The sequence below is a fragment of the Paraburkholderia phosphatilytica genome (assembly GCF_003443895.1).
Taxonomy (GTDB): Bacteria; Pseudomonadota; Gammaproteobacteria; order Burkholderiales; family Burkholderiaceae; genus Paraburkholderia; species Paraburkholderia phosphatilytica.
This window is the reverse complement of record NZ_QQOA01000008.1, coordinates 62648-81828: the sequence shown is the minus strand read 5'-3', so window position 1 is coordinate 81828 and position 19181 is coordinate 62648. Positions and strand designations below refer to the sequence as shown.

Below are 19181 nucleotides of genomic sequence, written 5' to 3'. Positions count from 1 at the left end.
CTCACGCTTTCACGACCTCACGCCCATGCAATCCATCGTCACCGAGCGGCCGGCCGTCCGCCGCGACAACCGGCCACTGAAGCGCCTGATCGTCGCCAGCAGCATCGGCAACGCGCTCGAATGGTTCGACTTCGCCGCGTATGGTTTCTTCGCGGTCACGCTGTCGAAGCTGTTTTTCCCGACGCACGACGACACGGTGTCGCTGCTGCTGACGTTCGGCACGTTCGGCATTTCGTACGTGTTCCGTCCGCTCGGCGCGCTGGTGCTCGGCCGCTACGCCGACCGGCGCGGCCGCAAGTCTGCGCTGCTCACCGCGCTGTGGCTCACCACGATCGGCACGCTGATCTGCGCGCTGATTCCGACCTACGCGACGATCGGCCTCGCAGCGCCCGTCGGCCTGATGCTCGCGCGCGTGCTCATCGCGTTCTCGACCGGCGGCGAATTCGGCAGCGGCACGGCGCTGATGATCGAGCAGTCGTCCGCGCGCAAGTCGTTCCTCGGCAGCTGGCAGTTTTCCAGCCAGGGGATGGCGACGGTGCTCGCGTCGTTCGCCGGACTCGCGTTGAGCACCCAGCTCACGTCCGCGCGGATCGAGACATGGGGCTGGCGCATGCCGTTCGTGTTCGGCCTGCTGGTCGCGCCGGTCGGCCTCTATATCCGCCGGCATATCGACGACACGCTGCAGCCATCCGAAGCAAAGCACGCCGCGCCGGTGCGCGATCTGCTCGCGCGCCACCTCGGACGCGTTGCGCTCGCGGCGGGCATCATGGCCGTGTCGACGGCGGCGAGCTATCTGATGATTCTCTACATGCCGACGTACGCGGTAAAGCAGTTGCATCTGCCCGCGTCGACCGGATTCGCCGCGACCGTGCTGACCGGCGCGATCCTGATGGTGTTCACGCCGCTGATGGGCCATCTCGCGGACCGCTATGGCCGCAGCCGGATGATGACGCTCTCCGCGCTCGTCACGTTGCTGACGATCTATCCGTGCTTCCGCTGGCTGATCGACGCGCCATCGTTCGGGGTACTGATGACGATCATGGTGCTGGCGGGCGCGTTGAAGGCAATTTACTTCGGCCCGCTCGCCGCCGTGCTGTCGTCGCTGTTTCCGACTACTGTGCGCAGCACCGGCCTCGGCTTCAGCTACAACATCGGTGTGATGGCGTTCGGCGGCTTCACGCCGTGGCTCGTGACCGCCATGATCGGCTGGACCCACGACCCGGTCTCGCCCGCGTTCTACCTGATGGGCTGCGCCGTGCTCAGTCTCGGCTGCATCGGCATCTATCACCGGTTCGTCGACAAACATCTCTGATGTCCGGACGTCACGCTCTCACCACACCGCAGCCATGACTTTCTCTTCTCTCGCAGCCGGCGACGATTTCAGCGGCTGGTTGATGTATCACTCGGTAGGCGTCTATCCGGGCCAGCAGGCCGCCGTGACGGACGCGCTCGCGCGCTTCACCGCCGACTGGTACGCGCCCGACGACCGCCGCTGGGGCATCGGACTCGCCGCGCGCGACGCGTTGCTGTCGAACTGGGCCACGCTGATCGGCGCCGATACCGCGCACGTGTTCGGCGCGCAGAACGTGACCGACGTGTTCGCGCGTTTTCTCGACGGTCTCGACGATGCCGCGCTCGCCGGCCGCACCGTGCTGGTCGCCGCGGACTGCTTTCCGAGCCTGCATTTCCTGCTCAGCGGCCTGGCTGCACGGCGCGGCTTTACGCTGAAGACAGTGCCCGTGCGAGCAGCCGAAGCCTACGTGCGCGACGAAGACTTCATCGCCGCCTGGGGCCCGGACGTCGGGCTCGCGCTGATCACCTGGGTCTCGTCGCTGACGTCGAAGCGTGTGGACCTTGCCGCGCTTACAGCACATGCGCGCGCCATCGGCAGCCTCGTGGCCGTCGACATCACGCAAGGCGCCGGTATCCTGCCGTTCGATCTGCGTGAGACGCCGGTCGATTTCATCTGCGGCTCCACGCTCAAGTGGCTGTGCGGCGCGCCAGGCACGGGCCTCGGCTACATCGCGCCACCTCTGCTGGCCGCGGGCATGCAGCCGCCGGTGCGCGGCTGGTTCAGCCAGGCGAATCCGTTCAACTGGGACCTCGACACCTTCGCATACGCGCCGGACGCGCGCCGCTTCGATACCGGCACGCCGTCGCTGCTGCCGTTCGTCGCGTCCAGGCCCGGCTTCCACTGGCTGCTCGCGCAGCCGCCTGGCAAGCTGCGCGCACACAACCTCGCACTGTGTCATCAACTGATAGAAGTCGCCGATAGTCTCGGCTACGCGCTGCTATCCCCGCGCGACGACGCAGCGCGCGGCGGCAGCATCATGGTGGAGACGCCCGCGCATCTCGATCCGCAACAGGTGGTCGGCGCACTGGCCGCGCAGCACATCCTGATCGATGCGCGCGGCCGCATGCTGCGGCTGTCGCCCGGCGTCGCCACCACCGTGGCGGGCATCGAGCGCGTTGCCGCGTATCTGCCGCGATGAAGACGCCGTGCGCCGTGCGTTCGAAGGCGCCGCGCCGGGAAGGCGTATCGTGCGTGTTGACCGGGCCGCCGTGGCAGGCATGGTGAAACACCAACGCATCCTGCCAGCTCCAAAGCGATCGCAACCCACGGATACCTTCTCCATGAACACCCCGCTTCCATTCCAGCCGCTTGCCGGCGTTCGCGGCTTTCTCGTGCCGATGTCGTGCACCGATCTCGCGGCGACGACGCAGTTCTTCATCGAACGGCTCGGCTTTCGCATCGACGCAATTTTCCCCGCCGACCGTCCGCGCACGGCCATCCTGTCCGGCTGCAACCTGACGCTGCGTCTCGACGTCGGCGCCACAGAAGGCGTGACGAAGCTCGACGTGCTGTGCGACGACGAGCTGCAACTCGGCGAGGCGCACCGCACGCTGATCGCGCCGAACGGCGTCGAGATCCGACTCGTCGCGGCCGAGCCGCGCATGAAAGAGCCGGTCAACCGGCAGGAACTCGTGCTGTCCCGCGCACAGGACGGTGTGGAATGGAGCGTCGGCCGCGCTGGCCTACGCTATCGCGATCTGCTGCCGAACCGGCACGGCGGTGCGTTCATCGCGTCGCACATCCGCATTCTCGAAGGCGGCCCGGTGCCCGATTATGTGCACTTCCACAAGATCCGCTTCCAGATGATCTTCTGCCGCAAAGGTTGGGTGCGCGTCGTCTATGAAGGTCAAGGCGAGCCGTTCGTGCTGAATGCCGGCGACTGCGTGCTGCAGCCGCCGTGCATCCGGCACCGCGTGCTCGAGAGCTCGGCGGGCGCTGAAGTGGTCGAGATCGGCAGCCCCGCCGAACACATCACGATGGCCGATCACACCATGCCGCTGCCCACCCCGACGCTCGAACCGGACCGCGATTTCGACGGGCAACGGTTCGTGCGCTACGAAAAACAGCGCGCGGTGTGGACGCCGTGGCGGATGAACGGCTTCGTCTCGTCCGATACCGGTATCGGCGCGGCGACCGGCGGTCTGGCGGGCGTGCGCGTGGTGCGGCTGGAACGGTCGTCGCCGGTTCAGACGCAAAAGCACGCCTCGGATTTCTGCTTCTTTTTCGTGCTGTCTGGGCGGATGACGGTGACGCAGGGCGAGCATGCGTATCCGCTCGCGACGGACGACAGTATTGCGATTCCGGGCGACACCCAGTACGGCTTTGCCGAATGCAGCGCCGATCTGGAGCTGCTCGAAGTCACGCTTCCGGCCGAGCTGGCAAACTAACCGACCCTCGCGTGCGTCGCGACGATCGCCCCGGCAACGTCGTGCGCCGCGAGCGCCGCCGCGACACAATCGCTCTCGAGCATGCTCGCGACGAAGTCCTCGAGAAGTCGCGCGGCGGCAGATCTTCCCTTCGGCGTCCCCATCGCCTGTTCGATCACCATGAAACGCTCGGGCAACATTCTCAGGCCCCCAAGTCGGAGCGCATCGCTTTCCAGTTGCTGACGCACGCCCGCGGCAACTTCGAATTTTTCCGCGCGCATCGTCGGGGCGACCTCCGGCGAAGTCAACGTTCGAACAAGCGTGGCGTGCCGCAGCGTGCGCGTCAGGAACAGATCGTACGCACTCCCCTTACCGACCACGATGCGATTGCCAGATACGTCGACGTCTTCGTTCGCGCGGATGGCGGAATCTTCAGGGACGAGATACGCGCCCTCGATCAGGATGTAGGGCAGCGTCTGCTCGATGCCCTTACCCCGTACCGGATCGCGTGCGACGAACGCCACGTCCCACTCGCCGCGCTCGCATCCCGCAACGACTTCTCCGGCGGCGTCATACAGGACGAACTGTATCGGCGCATCGAGCAAGGCGGCCAGTTTCCGGGCAAGGTCGACGGATACACCCGCCGGCTCACCCGTGAGCGGATCGCGCTTCGCAAGAATCGGGTTGCCGAAGTTGATCGCGGCCCGAAGCACGCCGGTCGGTATGAGTTGAGCGCGTGCGTCAGGCGTGAAGTGGAATGCCGGCATGTCGTCGTTCCTCGAAATCCGTTCAATGCAGATGCGCGAAAACTAGCAGCGTACCCGTCACCGTCAATGCGCCGCCGATGCGGGTCGCGATCTGTGCGAAGGGCATCAGGCTCATCCGGTTGCACGCGGTGAGAATCGCGACGTCGCCGGTACCGCCCTGCCCGCTGTGGCACGCGTTGACGATCGCGGCGTCGATCGGATACATCTTGAGCCAGCGTCCCACGACGAAGCCGGTGGCCATCAGCGTGGCGACCGTGCTCGCTATCGTGATCACGTTCGGCAGGTTGATCGCGGCAATGAGCTTGTCCCACGGCGTCATCGCGGTACCGATCGCAAACAGCAACGGGTAGGTGACGGCAGTCGAGAAGAACTGATAGACGATCCGCGCCCCGCCCTGCAGGTTTGGCGATACGAAACGCCCGACCTTGATGAAGACCGCGACGAACAGCATGGCGACCGGCGCAGGCAAGCCCATCAGACGATGGCACAGCAGCCCGACGAGATAGAGCGAAATCGCCGTAATGGCGGCCGCGGCGACGGTATTGACGTCGGGCGCCGATGGAATCTCGTCGTCCGGTAACCGCTGCGCTTCCTTATCGGCGACCCGTTGCAGCACGCCGTTACCCGTGAGATGAGGACGCTTTTCGCCCAGCCAGCTGAGTGCGCCGGAGAAAAGAATCGCACACAGGCTGCCGATCATCACGGCGGGCAGTACCTGCGCGAAGATCGGCCCTTGCGGGGCATTCAGGATTTCTCCATAGCCTACGGAAAGCGGAATCGCGCCTTCTCCGACGCCACCCGCCATGATCGGGATGACGATATAAAACAGCGTGTGGCGCGCACCGAGGCCCAGCAGCGTACCTACCGCCGTGCCGACAAGCGCTGCGACGAACGAGCCGGCGGCGAGCGGTATGAATATCTTCGCGAAGCCCCGCAGCAGCACGTGTCTGTCCATACTGAAGATGCTGCCGACGATGATCGACGCGATGAACAGGTACATGAAATTGCTGACATGGGTGAAAGTCGTCACCATGTCGAGCAGCTTGAGCGGCAACAGATGGTAGAAGGCAAGGAACGATGGCAGAAAGGTCGCCATGATCGCAGCGGCGCCGATCTTTCTCAGCACGGGCAGCCGCTTGCCCAGTTCCGCGCAGGTGAAGCCACACAGCACGAGCACGGCGATCGCCATCGAGATTTCGCCGGGGACCTTGCCCGTAACGACGAACGCGGCGACGAGGCCCAGCAGCAACAGATAAACCGGCAGCGGGATGATCCCGATACGCAGTTCGACGATCGCCCACCAGCCGGTTGGCCAGAAGGGAACGCGCGCGGTGTTTTCGGCAGTGGGAGAGAGATTGCCTGCTGGTTCCATTCTTCGTCTCCAGCTCAAAGAGGTTGCGCGGGTTCCGCGACCTGATGAGGCACATACACCACGCCTTCCATCAGCCGCCTGGCGCTGCGGCTCATGATGGCCCTGGTGACGACCCAGTCTCCATCTCGTTGCACAGCGTCGGCACCTACGGTCATCGTGCCGGACGGATGGCCAAAGCGAAGCGAGGTGATCGGCTTGTCGCCCAGCAGACGGTTGACGATCGTGCCGGGAATCGCGGCAGCCACCGCAAGCGCGACGGCTCCGGTGCCCGTCATCGCGTGATGGAGCTTGCCCATCGACAGGATTCGCGCATTGATGTCGACGCTCTGCGGGTCGACGCGTTTGCCGCTCGATGCGATATACGCTTCAGGCAGCGACACGAATGCGAGCTTCGGCGTGTGAGGGCGTTTCGCCGTGATCTCCTCCGCTGTCGCGCCGAGCCCCATTCGCACCGCCGCGTGCGCGCGGATTGCCTCGCACGTTGCAAGCAGCGCGGCGTTGTCGTTGACGTCGGCCTGCATCTCGTTGCCCTTCAGACCGAGCGTTTCGGCATCGATGAAGATCGCGGGGTTGCCCGCATTGATCAACGTGACCTGGAAGGTGCCGTAACCCGGCACCGGTAGCTCGTCTATCGCGTGGCCGGTCGGAAACATACCGCCCGCGGCCTCCTCGCCGTCTTCGCTGCCACCGGGGTCGAGGAACTCGATCCTGATTTCGGCAGCGGGGAATGCGACGCCGTCCAGCTCGAAATCGCCTTCTTCCTGAACCTGGCCGTCTTTCACCGGTACATGCGCGACGATCTTCGCGCCGATGTTCGCCTGCCAGATCCGCACGCTCGCGACGCCGTTTTCCGGCGCCGCGACGAATCCCTCTGCGATCGCGAACGGCCCGACCGCCGACGTGAGATTGCCGCAGTTGCCCGACCAGTCGATGACGGCGTCGCGAATGGACACCGCGCCAAACAGATAGTCGACGTCACAGTCCGATCGCGACGATGGACCGACGATGACCACCTTGCTCGTGCTCGACGTCGCGCCGCCCATGCCGTCGATCTGCTTTTCATACGGATCGGGGCTGCCGATCACGCGCAGCAGGATCGCGTCGCGCTGGTGCGGATCGGCCGGCAGATCGTCGGCGCGAAAGAATACGCCTTTGCTGGTGCCACCGCGCATGTAGGTGGCGCGGATGTTGTGTTGTGCCATGTCTCAATCCTCGGTTGTCCTGAATATGATGCCGACCGGGCTGCCGGTCCTGATGACTCGCCCGGTTGCGACGGGTTGATTGCCGTCCGTGTCGATCTGGAACTGCACGATGGTATGCGAGTGTTCGTTGGCGGCGTAAAGCGTCCGGCCGTCGGGGCCGATGCACAGAAAGCGCGGGCACTGTCCGCCTGTCGGCGTCCAGTGCACGTCGCGCGGCCGCCCCGTCGATCGGTCGAGCTGAAAGGTCGCGATGGTGTCGTGGCCGCGGTTGCTCACATAGAGCGCGCGTCCGTCGGGCGACACGACGATGCCGGCTGCGCGCGTCGGATCGTGATGATTCGGCGGAATCGTCGATACCGTGTGCAACGCGTCGAGTTGCCCTGTCAGCGGGTCGAACGACCACGTCGTTACCGTCGAATCTAGTTCGTTCGCGACGTAGACCAGCGGCAGTTCCGGGTGAAAAGCCGCATGACGCGGTCCGGCGCCTTCACGCGCGCGCGCGGCGTGGACGACAGGAGCTTCGTCCTTCGGCCAACGGATGGCGAACACCGTATCCAGCCCTTTGTCGGGCACGATGTGCCAGTCCGTGTCGTAGCGACGCGTGACATAGCGCGCAATCTGATGCGGGTGCGCGGACGTCTGTTCGATGCGATGGGGCCCACGCTCGCCGTCGAAAATCAGCGGCGCTTGCGCTGCATCGAGCGAACCGTCCGGTGCGAGCGGAATCAGCGTGGCGGTACCGCTCGCGTAGCCGGCAACCGCAAGTGCATCGCCGTCGCGCGTGAAGTCGAGATGCACCGGGTTGCGGCCCGCGCACGGCTGGCCGCCGAGCGCGCTCAGCAGGCCTGTGCGCGGCTCGATGCCGAACGCACTGACCGAGTCGCCGTCGCCATGCACCGTGTACAGCGTGCCGCGCCGATCGTCGAGCGCAAGAAAGCTCGGGTTGGTGAGCGGTTCGAACGTCTGCAGATGCCGCCACGCGCCGCACGCGTCCACGTCGTACACACCGATACCGGTACCCTCTGCATGGCGCTCGCGCGTCGTGCGGCATCCGACGTAAGCAAAAGTGCGCGCCATGCTTATGCCGCCCGACGCAGTTCGTCCGCAATCCGCGGCAGCAGTCCGCCTGCCGCGAAGATTTCGGCTTCCTCATCCGTATCGATGCGGCATCGCACCGGCGCGCTGACGACGTCGCCCGTCTTGCGCGTGATCCGCAGGGTCAGCGTCATCATCGGCGCGATGCGCTCGCCGAGACCTTCGATCGCGAACAGTTCGGAACCGTCGATCTGCAGCGTCCTGCGATTCACACCCTCCGCGAACTCGAGCGGCAGCACGCCCATGCCGACGAGATTCGAACGGTGAATGCGCTCGAAGTTTTCGCAGACCACCGCGCGCACGCCGATCAGACGCACACCCTTGGCAGCCCAGTCGCGCGATGAGCCCGAACCGTAGTTCTTGCCGGCCACGACGATCAGCTCCTGCCCTTGCGCCATGTATTGCTCGGCCGCATCGAAGAGGCGCATCACCTGCCCGTCCGGCTCGAAACGCGTCAGCGAGCCCTCGCGGCCGTCCGCCATTTCGTTGTGCAGCCGGTTGTTCGCAAAGGTCGCGCGGATCGCAACCTTATGGTCACCGCGACGCGTACCGTACGAATTGAACTCGGACGGATGCACGCCATGCGAGACCAGATATTCGCCGGCAGCACTCTCCGGAAGAATCGCGCCTGACGGCGACAGGTCGTCGGTCGTCACGTTGTCGCCGAACACGCCGATCGCGCGCATCGCACCGAAAGCGGCCGGTTGCGTGAGGCTTGCCTGCCAGTACGGCGGGCGACGAACGTAGTCGCTGCTGTCACGCCACGGAAAGCGCGCGGGCACGGCGTCGATCGCATCGAGCCGCTCGCTCTTGCGGAACATCTCCGCATAGATGCGGACGTACTGTTCGCCGTGAATGCTTTCCCGAAGCAGACCATCGATCTCTTCGTCCGTTGGCCAGATATCGCTCAGGTGGACCGCGACGCCCTGTGCATCGACGCCAAGCGCCGCGTGTTCGATGTCGATATCGATCGTGCCGGCAATCGCATACGCAACGACGAGGGGCGGAGAAGCCAGGAACGCTTCCTTGACGCGCGGATGAATGCGCCCATTGAAGTTGCGATTGCCTGACAGGACAGCCACCGCATGCAGATCCCGGCTCACGATCTCGCGCTCGATCGCTTCCGGCAGCGGTCCCGACATGCCGTTGCACGACGTGCAGCCGAACCCGATGATGCCGAAACCCAATGCTTCGAGCGGCGCCATCAGGTTCGCGGCACGCAGGTAACTTTCCACCGGCTTCGATCCGGGGGCCAGCGAGGTCTTGACCCACGGCTTGCGCTGCAACCCGCGTTCAGTGGCTTTTTTCGCGAGCAGCCCGGCGGCGATCATGTTGCGCGGATTCGACGTGTTGGTGCAACTGGTGATGGCCGCGATCACGATCGCGCCGTCGGCGAGCTGGGCCGCCGCCGTCGTGTCGTGATTCGTGGCTTGCCGCTGGGGCTTCGCGATGCCCTTCGATACCAGGCTCGCGAGCGGCACCCGGTCATGCGGATTCGCCGGTCCCGCGAGCGCGCGTCCGACGCCCGACAGATCGAACGACAGCACGCGATCGTATTCGGCATGCGCGAAGTCGTCTGCCCACAGGCCCTGCGCTTTTGCGTAGTCTTCCGTCAAGGCGATCTGCGCTTCCGTGCGCCCGGTCAGGCGCATGAAATCGAGCGTTTTCTCGTCGATCGCGAAGAGCGCCGCGGTCGCGCCGAACTCCGGCGCCATGTTCGAGATCGTCGCGCGATCGCTCAGCGTCAGCGCACGCGCGCCTTCACCGTGAAACTCGATGATCGTGCCCACCACTTTCTGTTGACGCAGGAACTCCGTGATCGCCAGGACGAGATCGGTCGCGGTCACGCCGGGTTGACGCCGGCCCGAGAGCTCCACGCCCACGATGGTCGGCAGGCGCAACCAGACAGCGCGGCCCAGCATCACCGACTCGGCCTCGATGCCGCCGACACCCCAGCCCAGCACGCCGATCGCATTGATCATCGTGGTGTGGCTGTCGGTCCCCACGAGCGTGTCCGGGAACGCGACACCGTCCTTGACCTGAATCACGGGCGACAGATGCTCGATGTTCACCTGGTGCAGGATGCCGTTGCCCGGCATCAGCACGTCGAGATTCGAGAACGCCTGCTTGCACCACGCGAGGAACTCGAAGCGCTCGGCATTCTTCTGCTGCTCGATCGCCATGTTCTTCGACATCGCTTCGGGGTCGCTCCCGTCGATTTCGACGTTGAGCGAATGATCGACCACGAGCTGGGTCGGCACGACCGGATTGATCGCGCGCGGGTCGCCGCCGCTTTCCGCTACGGCGTCGCGCATGCCGGCGAGGTCGACGAGCGCGGGCGTGCCCAGCAGATCCTGCAGGACGACACGGGCCGGGTAATACGGGAAGTCCACGTCGTGGCGTCGCTGGATGAGCGCCTGCAGATAGCGCGCCGCATCGGCCGGGGCTTGCCGGCGAACGATGTTCTCGGCGAACACGCGCACGCTGTAGGGCATGCGCGCGAAAGCGCCGGCTTCGACGGACTTCAGCGCATCGGCGACGCTCGCGAATTCGACCGACTGGTTGGGAAGCGGGGCTGACATCGGGGTTTTCTCCAGGGGAACCGCAGATCGGTTGCGTTTCAATTATGTGCATTCTATGATCATAAAACGCAATATGCAAACGCCGCCGATCCAGGTGAATACCCTGGCCGGGTGGCGCCCCGGAATGAACCCGCGAGGCGGACGATGGCAAAATTGGAACCCGGTCTTTCAGGTGCATCGCCGCATCCGGCGATCGTGACTGGCCGTGCCTTGCTCATAGCCGAAATGGATTCATCTGCCGAAGGCGCAGCGCTGACCCCGTTGCAAACGCGCGTCACGCGTGAAATCCTGGCGTTCGCCCGCCGCGAGGATCTGGGAATGGACGACCGGCTCGCCGAGTCGGTCCTTGCCGAGAAGATCGGGACGTCGCGCACGCCGGTAAACGTGGCGCTGCATCACCTCGTCTCGCTCGGCGTCGTCTATTACGACGCGAACCGCGGGTTCTTCATGGCGAAGCCGGCCCGGGACGTCACGGACGTGGCCGAGCAGTTCTTCCGGGAGCCCGACGATCCGCTTTACCTCAAGATCGCCGACGACCGGCTCGCCCGCCGCCTGCCCGATGTCGTGACCGAAGCCGACCTGATGCGCCAGTACGAGGTGTCGCGCAGCGAGCTGCGGCGCGTGCTCTCCCGCATGCAGGAGGAAGGCTGGCTCGAGCGGCAGGTCGGCCACGGCTGGCAGTTCATGCCCATGATCGATTCCGTCGAGGCTTACGAGGAGAGCTATCTGTTTCGCGCGGCCATCGAGCCGACCGGCGTGCTCTCGCCCACGTTCAGCGTGAACCGGACCGAACTGGACGAACTGCGTCGGCGCCAGCGTTTCATCGCGGAAGACGGCTACCTGACCATGAACTCGGTCGAACTCTTCGAGGCCAACAGCGAGTTTCACGAGACGATTGCGAAATGGTCGGGCAACCGGTTCATCGCGCAATCGGTGCGCCGGATGGACCGGCTGCGCCGGCTCGTGGAGTACCGCCAGGCCCGGTCGCGCAAGCCGCGCCAGGAGCAGGCGCTCGAACATCTGGAGATCCTGGACGCGATCGCCCGGCAGGATCTGCTGCGCGCAGCGACGCTGCTGCGCGATCACATCGAAGGAGCGCGACGCGCCAAGGTTCACGCACGACAGGTCTTCACCACGCACGCAGGCGCGTGAAGCGCTGTATCAGGACGGCCGCATCCGGCCGCTTTTTTTGAACACGATTGCGTTTTTTCATCACAAAACGCTTAATGCGGACCTGACCACAGGCCCGTGACTCATACCGACACACGGAGACAACCATGTCGTACCGACGCGGCTGGATAGCCCTCTTTCTCTTTTCGCTCGCGATGATCAACTACATGGACCGGGTTGCGCTGTCGATCGCGGCGCACCCCATCGCCAGGGAATTCGGACTGTCGTCGATCGGCATGGGCTACCTGTTTTCGTCGTTCGTCTGGAGTTACACGCTGTTCCTGCTGCCGATGGGCTTTCTGATCGACCGGTTCGGCACACGGCGCATGGCGGGGGTCGGGATTTTCGTGTGGTCGGCGGCGACGGCGTTGACGGGCGCGGCGGCAAGCTTCACCGGCCTGATCGCGGCGCGCCTCGTCATGGGTGCCGGCGAGTCGACCAGCAACCCGGTCGGCGCGAAGATCATCCGGCAGTGGATTCCGGCGAGCGAGCGCGGCATGGTGACCTCGATGTTCAATAGCGGCTCGTACGCCGGCCCCGCGATCTGCTCGGTCCTGCTGGGCGGACTCGTTGCGGTATTCGGCTGGCGGATCTCGTTCGTGATCGCGGGCGGCATCGGCTTCGTCTGGCTCGCTGCATGGCTCGCATTTTTCGGCGATCCCGAGAAGGTCCGTTGGCTCAGGCAGGAAGAACGCGAAAAGATCCTGCGCGAGCGGGACTCGACGCCGGCCGCGCATGCAACCGCGACAGACAGTCCCACCGGCCTGCTCGCGCTGATGCGTTCGCGTACGCTGTGGGGGCTGGCCATCACGCAGGGCTGCAACGTCTACACGCAGTATCTGTTTCTGACGTGGCTGCCGAGCTATCTTCAGGCGACGCGGCATCTGGACATTGCGCATACCGGCCTCTTCGTGGCCGTGCCGTACGCGGCATCGGTGCTGCTGTGCATCCTCGTCGGCAAAATGAGTGACCAGTACCTGAAGAAAAGCGGTGTCGCGACCGGCCGGCGTCGCAATGCCGTCGCGCTGGCGATGCTGACCGGCGCGACGATCCTCGCTGTGCCGTTCATTTCCAGTCTTGCCGGACTGCTCGTGGTGTTTTCCATCGCGCTGGCAGGCATCGCGTCGACCACTTCGCTCAATTTCGCGCTGCTCAACGATTTGCTGCCGAATGCGCGCGACGTGGCCAAGGCGATGGCGTTCGTGGTCGTGGGCGGCAACGGGTTCGGCATGATCGCGCCGATCGCGACGGGCTATGTCGTCGCGTCGACCGGAAGCTACGACTGGGCATTCGGCATTGCGGGGCTACTGTTGCTCGCGGGTGCGACCGTCGTGCTCACGATGACCCGATCGCCGATGGCCGTCGATCGCGAAGCCTGCGACGCGCGGGCTGCCGCGTAGGGGACGCGTTGCTAGGGGAGCGTTGCAAGTGCAGCCGATTCGAGTTCTGCTGTGAACGCGAATCGTCGGCGGCACTGCTACGTCAGCATCCCGGCCTTGTTGGCCACCAGCGCCCACTCATCTGCGTCAGGCAACGGCTCGACCGAACCCGATGCTTGCGGATAGACACGCGCGAGCTTCGCGTTCATCGCAGCAAAATATTTCTGGTCGGGCGTCAGATCGTACTCGGGCACGATCGCCCCCACCGGACACACGATCACGCAGGTCGTGCAGTTCACGCAGACTGCCGGGTTGATCACCACGAATTCCGGCCCAACGTGAAACGCATGCACGGGGCACACCGACGTGCAGTCTCCGTAACGGCACTTGATACAGTTCTCAGTCACGACGCAACTCATGTTTCACCTCAAATGCGAGAAGCGCGCGATGCGCGCTGGGGGCGATGCACACACGCAGCCTGATCAGGACGTCGCCGAAAGATCCTCTCTGAACGTTTCCCGTGCGGCCCAGGTGGCGATCAAGGTCATCACACCGAGTACGCTCACCAACGCTGCGACGGATTCGATGTGACCGGTCTTTGCGAGAAGCCAGGTGGCCGCCATCGGTGTCAAGCCGCCACCTAGCGCCGCGGCGATCTGCACGCCAAGCGAAGCGCCGCTGTAGCGCACACGCGTGCCGAAGAGTTCGGGAACGAATGCGGCCTGCGGTCCGAACAACGTCGCGTGGCCGAGACTCATGCAAACCACCATCGTTGCGATAACCAGCGCATGGTTGCCCGTATGCACGAGCCAGAACAGCGGAAACGACGCGACGATCGTGCAGGACGCGCCAAAGAAATACAGTGGGCGCCGGCCGATCCGGTCCGACAACCAGCCCGCCAGCGGTACGGTCAGAAACTCGAGGATTGCCGCGACCAGCACGCCGTTCAGCATCACCGAACGCGAGATGCCCACCACCTGCGCGCCGTACATGACCACGAATACGGACAGCAGATACACCCACGCCACTTCCGAAATCTTCAGCCCGATGGAGATGAACAGGCTGCGCTTGTATGAGCGCAGCACCTCGATGAACGGAATGCCCACTTTGGGCTCGTCTTTCATTGCTCGCAGAAACTCGGGAGATTCCGTGACTCGCAGACGGATCACCAGTCCAATCAGGACCAGCAGAATGCTGACCATGAACGGAATGCGCCAGCCCCACGAAATGAACTGTGCATCGGGCAGGCGACTGACGATGGCGAAGGCTGCCGTGGAAATCACGATGCCGAGCGGGAAACCGACCTGGACAATCCCGCCATACCACCCTCGTCTCCCGCGCGGCAAATGCTCGATCACCATCAGCGCGGCCCCGCCCCATTCCCCACCAAGCCCGATGCCCTGGATCACACGCAACACGACGAGCGCAACGGGCGCCCACACGCCGATCTGCCGATAGGTCGGGAGCACTCCGATCAGAAACGTGGCGCCCCCCATCATGAACATGGTGACGATCAGCATCGTCTTGCGCCCAAGTCGGTCGCCGAAGTGACCGAAGATCGCGCCGCCCAGCGGACGGGCGATGAAACCCGCGGCGAACGAGGCCAGTGCGGCGATCGTTCCGACGAGCGGATCGAATGCCGGGAAGAAGAGCTTGTTGAACAGCAACGCGGCCGCCGTTCCGTATAACAGGAAGTCGTACCACTCGACCGTCGTGCCTATCACGCTGGACAGCATGATCATGCGCATCCGCGAACGCTCGTGCGCCACCTCGTGGACGCCACCTGCCTGAAGTGCGTCCAGTTGCTCTACACCTGAAAGTGCCATGCCCCTCTCCTATGAATGAACCTGCGTCTCCGCGTGTTGACTCTTCGTCAGCTCATGTTTCCTTATGAGAAACAGATTAGTCCGTAAAGTAAACACGCGGAAGAAAAGTTGCATTATCGTAAACACGGATGGGATCGCAGGATCGGCAGCCGTAGAGTGGCGACATCCCGCCGTCATGTCGGACGACGGTACTCAACCTGGTCAAGGAGAGCGCAATGCAAGCAGCAGAAACCACGACGGCAACCACCGCCGCGAAGCATTTCAGCCAGCGGTTGCAAGGCAAGCTGGAGCCGACCAAAGGCGGCTCGATCTATGTGGATCCGCGGCAGATCGAATGGACGAAGTCGCAGTTCGACAAGATCTGGATGAAAGTCCTGTATCGCAACGACGACGCCGGCGAGATGACGGTGTTGCTCAAATGGGAACCCGGTGCGACGCTGCCGTTCCACCGCCATCCGGAAATCGAGCAGAGCTATGTCCTCGAAGGCTCGTTTTACGACCATGACGGCATCTGCCGTGCGGGGGAATTCGTCTACCGCGTGCCGGGTTCCCTGCACGAAACGCATTCCGACGAAGGCTGCCTGCTGCTCGCGGTGTACAGGAAGCCGAACACGTTTTTCAACGCGGTAGCCGGTTTCGAAGACAGGAAATACTGACAGGAAACACAGGTACGAGGCCAGCGCTGCCAGTTTCCCAAAAGAGTTACAATCGGGTCATGAACATCACGACCCGATTGTCAGCGTGCAGCCGCTGCGCACCACCTGGGAATCGGGCAACCATCTGGAAAATGGCCAAGAAACCAGCTGCAGTGCGTGTGCCTCCGGTTGCCAACACCGACGTCCAGGCAAACGAAGATGAAGAAGCCGTATGCCGCAAGCTGCGCGCGCTGCGGACCGAGAAGGGACTGACACTGGAGGCGCTCGCCGCGCTTTCGGGGTTTACTAAAGGGTATCTGTCCCGGATCGAGAACGGCGGCAAGGCGCCCCCGATCGCATCGCTCGCCCGCATTGCCCGTGCGCTTGGACAGGAACTGAGTTACTTCTTTCTCGACGATGTAGCAAGCACGTCGGCGCGCCTGGACGAGTCACGGGTGTCGGTCGTGCACAAGTGGGAACGCAAACCGGTCATGCGCGGAGGCTCGGCGTTCGGATATGACTATGTGAGCCTTGCCCACAAGCGGGCGCACAAGCTGATGGACCCATTCGTCTTCACGTTTCCGGCATCGATCGACGTCGACCAGTTCTTTCAGCATTCCGGGGAAGAATTCATCTACGTGCTGTCCGGCCGCGTAGCGTTCGAGGTGGTGCTCAACCATGCCACACGGCGCTACACGCTCGAAGCGGGTGACAGCATTTACTTCGACTCGAGTCTGCCCCATCGGGGCCACAGCCTCGACGGCGAAGCGCAGGCGATGGTCGTCATGCAAGGCGAAGCCGAGGACGAGGATTCCGCGCACTAGCTGGTCTTCCGTCCGCCAGCGGACCGGCGTGGCCGGTCGCTTGACTGTCAGCCTGGCTCCTGCCGAATATGCCATTTAATTCGCACTACGACGTTTATGCGAAGGACGAGGTAAAAATGAAAATCGCAGTTGTCCTCTATGACGCAGTGGAACCCATCGATCTTGCGGTGGTTGGCGTTCTATCCATGGCCACGCGGGTCACGGATCAGCTTGAATACTTCACCGTGTCGGAAAACGGTGGCGCAGTGGTTCTGCAGAACGGACTGAAGGTGCTGGCCGATCACTCGTTCGACACCGCGCCCGCTGCGGACGTGATCATCGTGACCGGCGGTCCGGGCTGGAAGCAGCAGGCAGTTAACCCGGCCATGGCGGACTTCCTCCGCAGACGCAAGGCTCACACCGAAATCATGGCGAGCGTCTGCACCGGATCCATGATTCTCGCGGCATCCGGCCTGCTCGACGGCAAACAGGCCACGACGAAATTCGAAGTGGTCGCCCCGGAGCAGAGCCCACTTGAGGAGTTGAGCGACCGGTTCGGGGTCGAGTCCACCGCTGCGCTCGTGGTTGATGAGGGAGACATCGTCACGGGCGGCGGCGTGACCCTGGGTATCGACACGACGCTCTATCTTCTGGAGCGCGTGCTCGGTAAAAACGTGGCGCGGGAAACCGCGCGCATCATGGAATACAGGGCGGCGCTGGAAGCAAATCAGCAACGACTTTCGACCCTCGTCGCAGTTGACCATTCCAGCACGTCATAACCCACTGGGGCCACGATCCGATCCCGCGACTCCACTCAGGGCTCACCCGTTATCCCCACCCGCCACCGGCAACACAGCACCGGTGATGTAACCCGCCTCGTCGGACGCGAGGAACAGGATCGGCGCCACCTGTTCGTCGAGCGTGCCGTAGCGTTTGAAGTATGTGGACTCGGTGACCTGCCTGACTGCCTCGGTCATCCACACCCTCTCCTGCTCGCTGTCTCCGGCGGCGTTGCGGGGCACGCGCCGCGGCGGCGCCCCGGTTCCGCCGGGCGCCGCCGCGACCACGCGGATGTTGTGCTCGCCGTACTCCATCGCGAGCGACTGGGTCAATGCATTGACGCCACCCTTGGCGGCCGAATACGGTACGCGGCGAATCCCCCGCGTGGCATTCGAGGAAACGTTGACGATGGTTCCGCGGCCTTGCGTCAGCATCTGCGGAAGGACCGCGTGACACGCGTACAGCGAAGGCATCAGCGAACGGCGAATTTCCGCGTCGATCTGCGCCGGTTCGAACTCGGCGAACGGCCGCATCCGGATTGCGCCGCCTACGCCGTTGACGAGAATGTCGATGCGCCCAAATCGCTGCACGGCATACGCCATCGTCGATGCCGCGCCCGCGTACGTTTCGAGATCGGCCACGAAACCCGCGGTATCCGCACCCGTCGCTTCGGCCGCGACCTCGGCGACGAAATCGGCCCGGTCCACGAACAGCACCTTCGCACCTTCCGCGGCCGCGCGAAGCGCAACGCCGCGTCCAATGCCCTGGGCCGCGCCCGTGACGACCATCACCTTGCCTTCGAAGCGTTGCGCGTTCATGCGGCCACCGGCGCTGCGTTGGGCGTGAATTTCTCGTAGTGGAAGCTGTTCGGCTTCACGCCGTTCTCGTCGAAATGCTTGCGTACCGCATCCACCATCGGCGGGGGACCGCACAGGTACACGTCGACGTCGCCGTCGTTCAGGCATTCGGCCGGCATGTGCTCGGTCACCCAGCCCTTGCGCGGATGGGTCGATGCGGCTTCCGCGACGACGGTGCTGAACGTGAAGTTCGGCAGCCTGGCCGCGTACGCCTCGACGGCGTCGACCTGAACCAGATCGAGGTCGCGCGTCACGCCGTAGATGAGATGCACCCGCTGTTGCGCGTTCTCGCGAACCAGCACTTCCAGCATCGACAGGAACGGCGCCAACCCGGTGCCGCCGGCCAGGAACAGCAACGGACGTTCTACCGCGCGGAGATAGAAGCTTCCCAGCGGTCCGGTCAGTTCCACCTTGTGGCCCGCCTGCGCCGATTCGAGCCAGGTGCTCATCACGCCGCCCGGAATCTTCTTGATCAGGAAGCGGATGGCCGACGAACCCGGCACCGACGAGAACGAGTACGACCGATGCTGGCCGCTGCCGGGAACGTCGATATTCACGTACTGCCCGGCCAGGAAAACCGGCGGAGCGCCATCCACATCCAGCTCGAGCACCACGGCCGCGTCGTTGTGCTGCTCGACCTTCGTGACCGTCGCGGCGAACCGGCTCTGCCCGGTCTTGCACGCCGAAGACGATGCCGGGACTGCGATCACGCAATCGCTCTGCGGCACCATCTGGCACGTGAGCACGAGACCGCTTTCTTTCTCGTCGTCGCTCAGCGCGTCTTCGATGTAGTCGTCGCCGAGATCGTAGCTGCCGCTTTCGGCGCGGCACTTGCAGGTGCCGCACACGCCGTCGGAACAGTCCATCGGCAGGTTGATCCTGGCGCGAAAGGCGGCATCGAGAATTTTTTCGCCGGCCTTGCATTCGACAAAGCGGGTGACGCCATCCTCGAAATTCAGTGCGATGTTGTAGCTGGACATGTTGTCTCCTGCT

General features: G+C 64.1%; 17 protein-coding genes. 8 read left to right on the top strand and 9 right to left on the bottom strand.

The window, feature by feature from the left end:
* Positions 1 to 25 precede the first annotated feature (25 nt).
* The 3 genes from DVS29_RS10690 (at position 26) to DVS29_RS10680 (ending at position 3741) form a co-directional block, all read left to right on the top strand.
* On the top strand, positions 26 to 1312 hold the full coding sequence (locus DVS29_RS10690; RefSeq protein WP_118180432.1) for an MFS transporter: 1287 nt from the start codon (positions 26 to 28) through the stop codon (positions 1310 to 1312).
* A 34-nt stretch (positions 1313 to 1346) separates the two neighbouring features.
* Positions 1347 to 2492, top strand: a complete 1146-nt coding sequence (locus DVS29_RS10685) for an aminotransferase class V-fold PLP-dependent enzyme (RefSeq protein ID WP_118180431.1) — start codon at positions 1347 to 1349, stop codon at positions 2490 to 2492.
* Positions 2493 to 2634: 142 nt separating this feature from the next.
* Entirely contained in the window at positions 2635 to 3741 is a 1107-nt protein-coding gene (locus DVS29_RS10680) for a cupin domain-containing protein (RefSeq protein WP_118180430.1), read from the top strand.
* On the opposite strand, the gene DVS29_RS10675 is transcribed toward DVS29_RS10680, so the two are convergent.
* The 5 genes from DVS29_RS10675 to acnA are packed head-to-tail and all read right to left on the bottom strand — an operon-like array spanning position 3738 to position 10738.
* On the bottom strand, positions 3738 to 4487 hold the full coding sequence (locus DVS29_RS10675) for a transporter substrate-binding domain-containing protein (protein ID WP_118180429.1): 750 nt from the start codon (positions 4485 to 4487) through the stop codon (positions 3738 to 3740). The genes DVS29_RS10680 and DVS29_RS10675 overlap by 4 nt on opposite strands.
* Positions 4488 to 4509: 22 nt before the next feature.
* A complete protein-coding gene (locus tag DVS29_RS10670) occupies positions 4510 to 5859 on the bottom strand; it encodes a 2-hydroxycarboxylate transporter family protein (RefSeq protein WP_118180428.1) in 1350 nt (449 codons plus the stop codon).
* 14 nt (positions 5860 to 5873) lie between these two features.
* Positions 5874 to 7061, bottom strand: coding sequence for a 2-methylaconitate cis-trans isomerase PrpF (gene prpF / locus DVS29_RS10665; RefSeq protein WP_118180427.1), 1188 nt, complete (start codon positions 7059 to 7061; stop codon positions 5874 to 5876).
* A gap of 3 nt (positions 7062 to 7064) precedes the next feature.
* The gene (locus tag DVS29_RS10660; RefSeq protein ID WP_118180426.1) at positions 7065 to 8138 is read right to left on the bottom strand and encodes a lactonase family protein; all 1074 of its coding nucleotides are present in this window, start codon (positions 8136 to 8138) and stop codon (positions 7065 to 7067) included.
* A gap of 2 nt (positions 8139 to 8140) precedes the next feature.
* Positions 8141 to 10738, bottom strand: coding sequence for an aconitate hydratase AcnA (gene acnA / locus DVS29_RS10655; protein ID WP_118180425.1), 2598 nt, complete (start codon positions 10736 to 10738; stop codon positions 8141 to 8143).
* Positions 10739 to 10882: 144 nt separating this feature from the next.
* Here acnA and DVS29_RS10650 point away from each other — a divergent pair, with 144 nt between their 5' ends.
* Both DVS29_RS10650 and DVS29_RS10645 read left to right on the top strand, forming a co-directional pair.
* Positions 10883 to 11890, top strand: coding sequence for a GntR family transcriptional regulator (locus DVS29_RS10650; RefSeq protein ID WP_240655539.1), 1008 nt, complete (start codon positions 10883 to 10885; stop codon positions 11888 to 11890).
* A gap of 125 nt (positions 11891 to 12015) precedes the next feature.
* Positions 12016 to 13308, top strand: coding sequence for an MFS transporter (locus DVS29_RS10645; RefSeq protein ID WP_118180423.1), 1293 nt, complete (start codon positions 12016 to 12018; stop codon positions 13306 to 13308).
* Positions 13309 to 13385: 77 nt separating this feature from the next.
* Here DVS29_RS10645 and DVS29_RS10640 read toward each other — a convergent pair whose 3' ends face one another.
* Positions 13386 to 13694 (bottom strand): ferredoxin family protein, encoded by a 309-nt coding sequence (locus DVS29_RS10640; RefSeq protein WP_240655538.1) that lies wholly within the window; start codon positions 13692 to 13694, stop codon positions 13386 to 13388.
* A 75-nt stretch (positions 13695 to 13769) separates the two neighbouring features.
* Positions 13770 to 15113 (bottom strand): MFS transporter, encoded by a 1344-nt coding sequence (locus tag DVS29_RS10635; RefSeq protein WP_205962429.1) that lies wholly within the window; start codon positions 15111 to 15113, stop codon positions 13770 to 13772.
* A gap of 215 nt (positions 15114 to 15328) precedes the next feature.
* On the opposite strand from DVS29_RS10635, the gene DVS29_RS10630 reads away from it, so the two are divergent.
* The 3 genes from DVS29_RS10630 to DVS29_RS10620 all read left to right on the top strand — a co-directional run bounded on the left by DVS29_RS10630 (position 15329) and on the right by DVS29_RS10620 (position 17330).
* Positions 15329 to 15769, top strand: a complete 441-nt coding sequence (locus DVS29_RS10630) for a cupin domain-containing protein (protein ID WP_118180420.1) — start codon at positions 15329 to 15331, stop codon at positions 15767 to 15769.
* 131 nt (positions 15770 to 15900) lie between these two features.
* The gene (locus DVS29_RS10625; protein ID WP_164707890.1) at positions 15901 to 16572 is read left to right on the top strand and encodes a helix-turn-helix domain-containing protein; all 672 of its coding nucleotides are present in this window, start codon (positions 15901 to 15903) and stop codon (positions 16570 to 16572) included.
* A gap of 116 nt (positions 16573 to 16688) precedes the next feature.
* Positions 16689 to 17330 (top strand): DJ-1/PfpI family protein, encoded by a 642-nt coding sequence (locus DVS29_RS10620; RefSeq protein ID WP_118180575.1) that lies wholly within the window; start codon positions 16689 to 16691, stop codon positions 17328 to 17330.
* Between the two features lie 42 nt (positions 17331 to 17372).
* Here the strand turns inward: DVS29_RS10620 and benD are convergent, their stop codons facing one another.
* Together benD and benC are read right to left on the bottom strand one after the other, a co-directional pair.
* Entirely contained in the window at positions 17373 to 18149 is a 777-nt protein-coding gene (gene benD, locus DVS29_RS10615) for a benzoate diol dehydrogenase BenD (protein ID WP_118180418.1), read from the bottom strand.
* Positions 18146 to 19168 carry a benzoate 1,2-dioxygenase electron transfer component BenC gene (gene benC, locus DVS29_RS10610; RefSeq protein WP_118180417.1) on the bottom strand — a complete coding sequence of 341 codons (1023 nt, stop codon included), beginning with the start codon at positions 19166 to 19168 and terminating at the stop codon, positions 18146 to 18148. The genes benD and benC overlap by 4 nt, the downstream gene beginning before the upstream one ends.
* Positions 19169 to 19181: the final 13 nt, after the last annotated feature.

Coding starts and splice junctions, on each gene's coding strand:
- DVS29_RS10690 (WP_118180432.1), top strand. CDS start 26: ATGCAATCCATCGTCACCGAGCGGCCGGCCGTCCGCCGCGACAACCGG.
- DVS29_RS10685 (WP_118180431.1), top strand. CDS start 1,347: ATGACTTTCTCTTCTCTCGCAGCCGGCGACGATTTCAGCGGCTGGTTG.
- DVS29_RS10680 (WP_118180430.1), top strand. CDS start 2,635: ATGAACACCCCGCTTCCATTCCAGCCGCTTGCCGGCGTTCGCGGCTTT.
- DVS29_RS10675 (WP_118180429.1), bottom strand. CDS start 4,487: ATGCCGGCATTCCACTTCACGCCTGACGCACGCGCTCAACTCATACCG.
- DVS29_RS10670 (WP_118180428.1), bottom strand. CDS start 5,859: ATGGAACCAGCAGGCAATCTCTCTCCCACTGCCGAAAACACCGCGCGC.
- prpF (WP_118180427.1), bottom strand. CDS start 7,061: ATGGCACAACACAACATCCGCGCCACCTACATGCGCGGTGGCACCAGC.
- DVS29_RS10660 (WP_118180426.1), bottom strand. CDS start 8,138: ATGGCGCGCACTTTTGCTTACGTCGGATGCCGCACGACGCGCGAGCGC.
- acnA (WP_118180425.1), bottom strand. CDS start 10,738: ATGTCAGCCCCGCTTCCCAACCAGTCGGTCGAATTCGCGAGCGTCGCC.
- DVS29_RS10650 (WP_240655539.1), top strand. CDS start 10,883: ATGGCAAAATTGGAACCCGGTCTTTCAGGTGCATCGCCGCATCCGGCG.
- DVS29_RS10645 (WP_118180423.1), top strand. CDS start 12,016: ATGTCGTACCGACGCGGCTGGATAGCCCTCTTTCTCTTTTCGCTCGCG.
- DVS29_RS10635 (WP_205962429.1), bottom strand. CDS start 15,113: ATGGCACTTTCAGGTGTAGAGCAACTGGACGCACTTCAGGCAGGTGGC.
- DVS29_RS10630 (WP_118180420.1), top strand. CDS start 15,329: ATGCAAGCAGCAGAAACCACGACGGCAACCACCGCCGCGAAGCATTTC.
- DVS29_RS10625 (WP_164707890.1), top strand. CDS start 15,901: ATGGCCAAGAAACCAGCTGCAGTGCGTGTGCCTCCGGTTGCCAACACC.
- DVS29_RS10620 (WP_118180575.1), top strand. CDS start 16,689: ATGAAAATCGCAGTTGTCCTCTATGACGCAGTGGAACCCATCGATCTT.
- benD (WP_118180418.1), bottom strand. CDS start 18,149: ATGAACGCGCAACGCTTCGAAGGCAAGGTGATGGTCGTCACGGGCGCG.
- benC (WP_118180417.1), bottom strand. CDS start 19,168: ATGTCCAGCTACAACATCGCACTGAATTTCGAGGATGGCGTCACCCGC.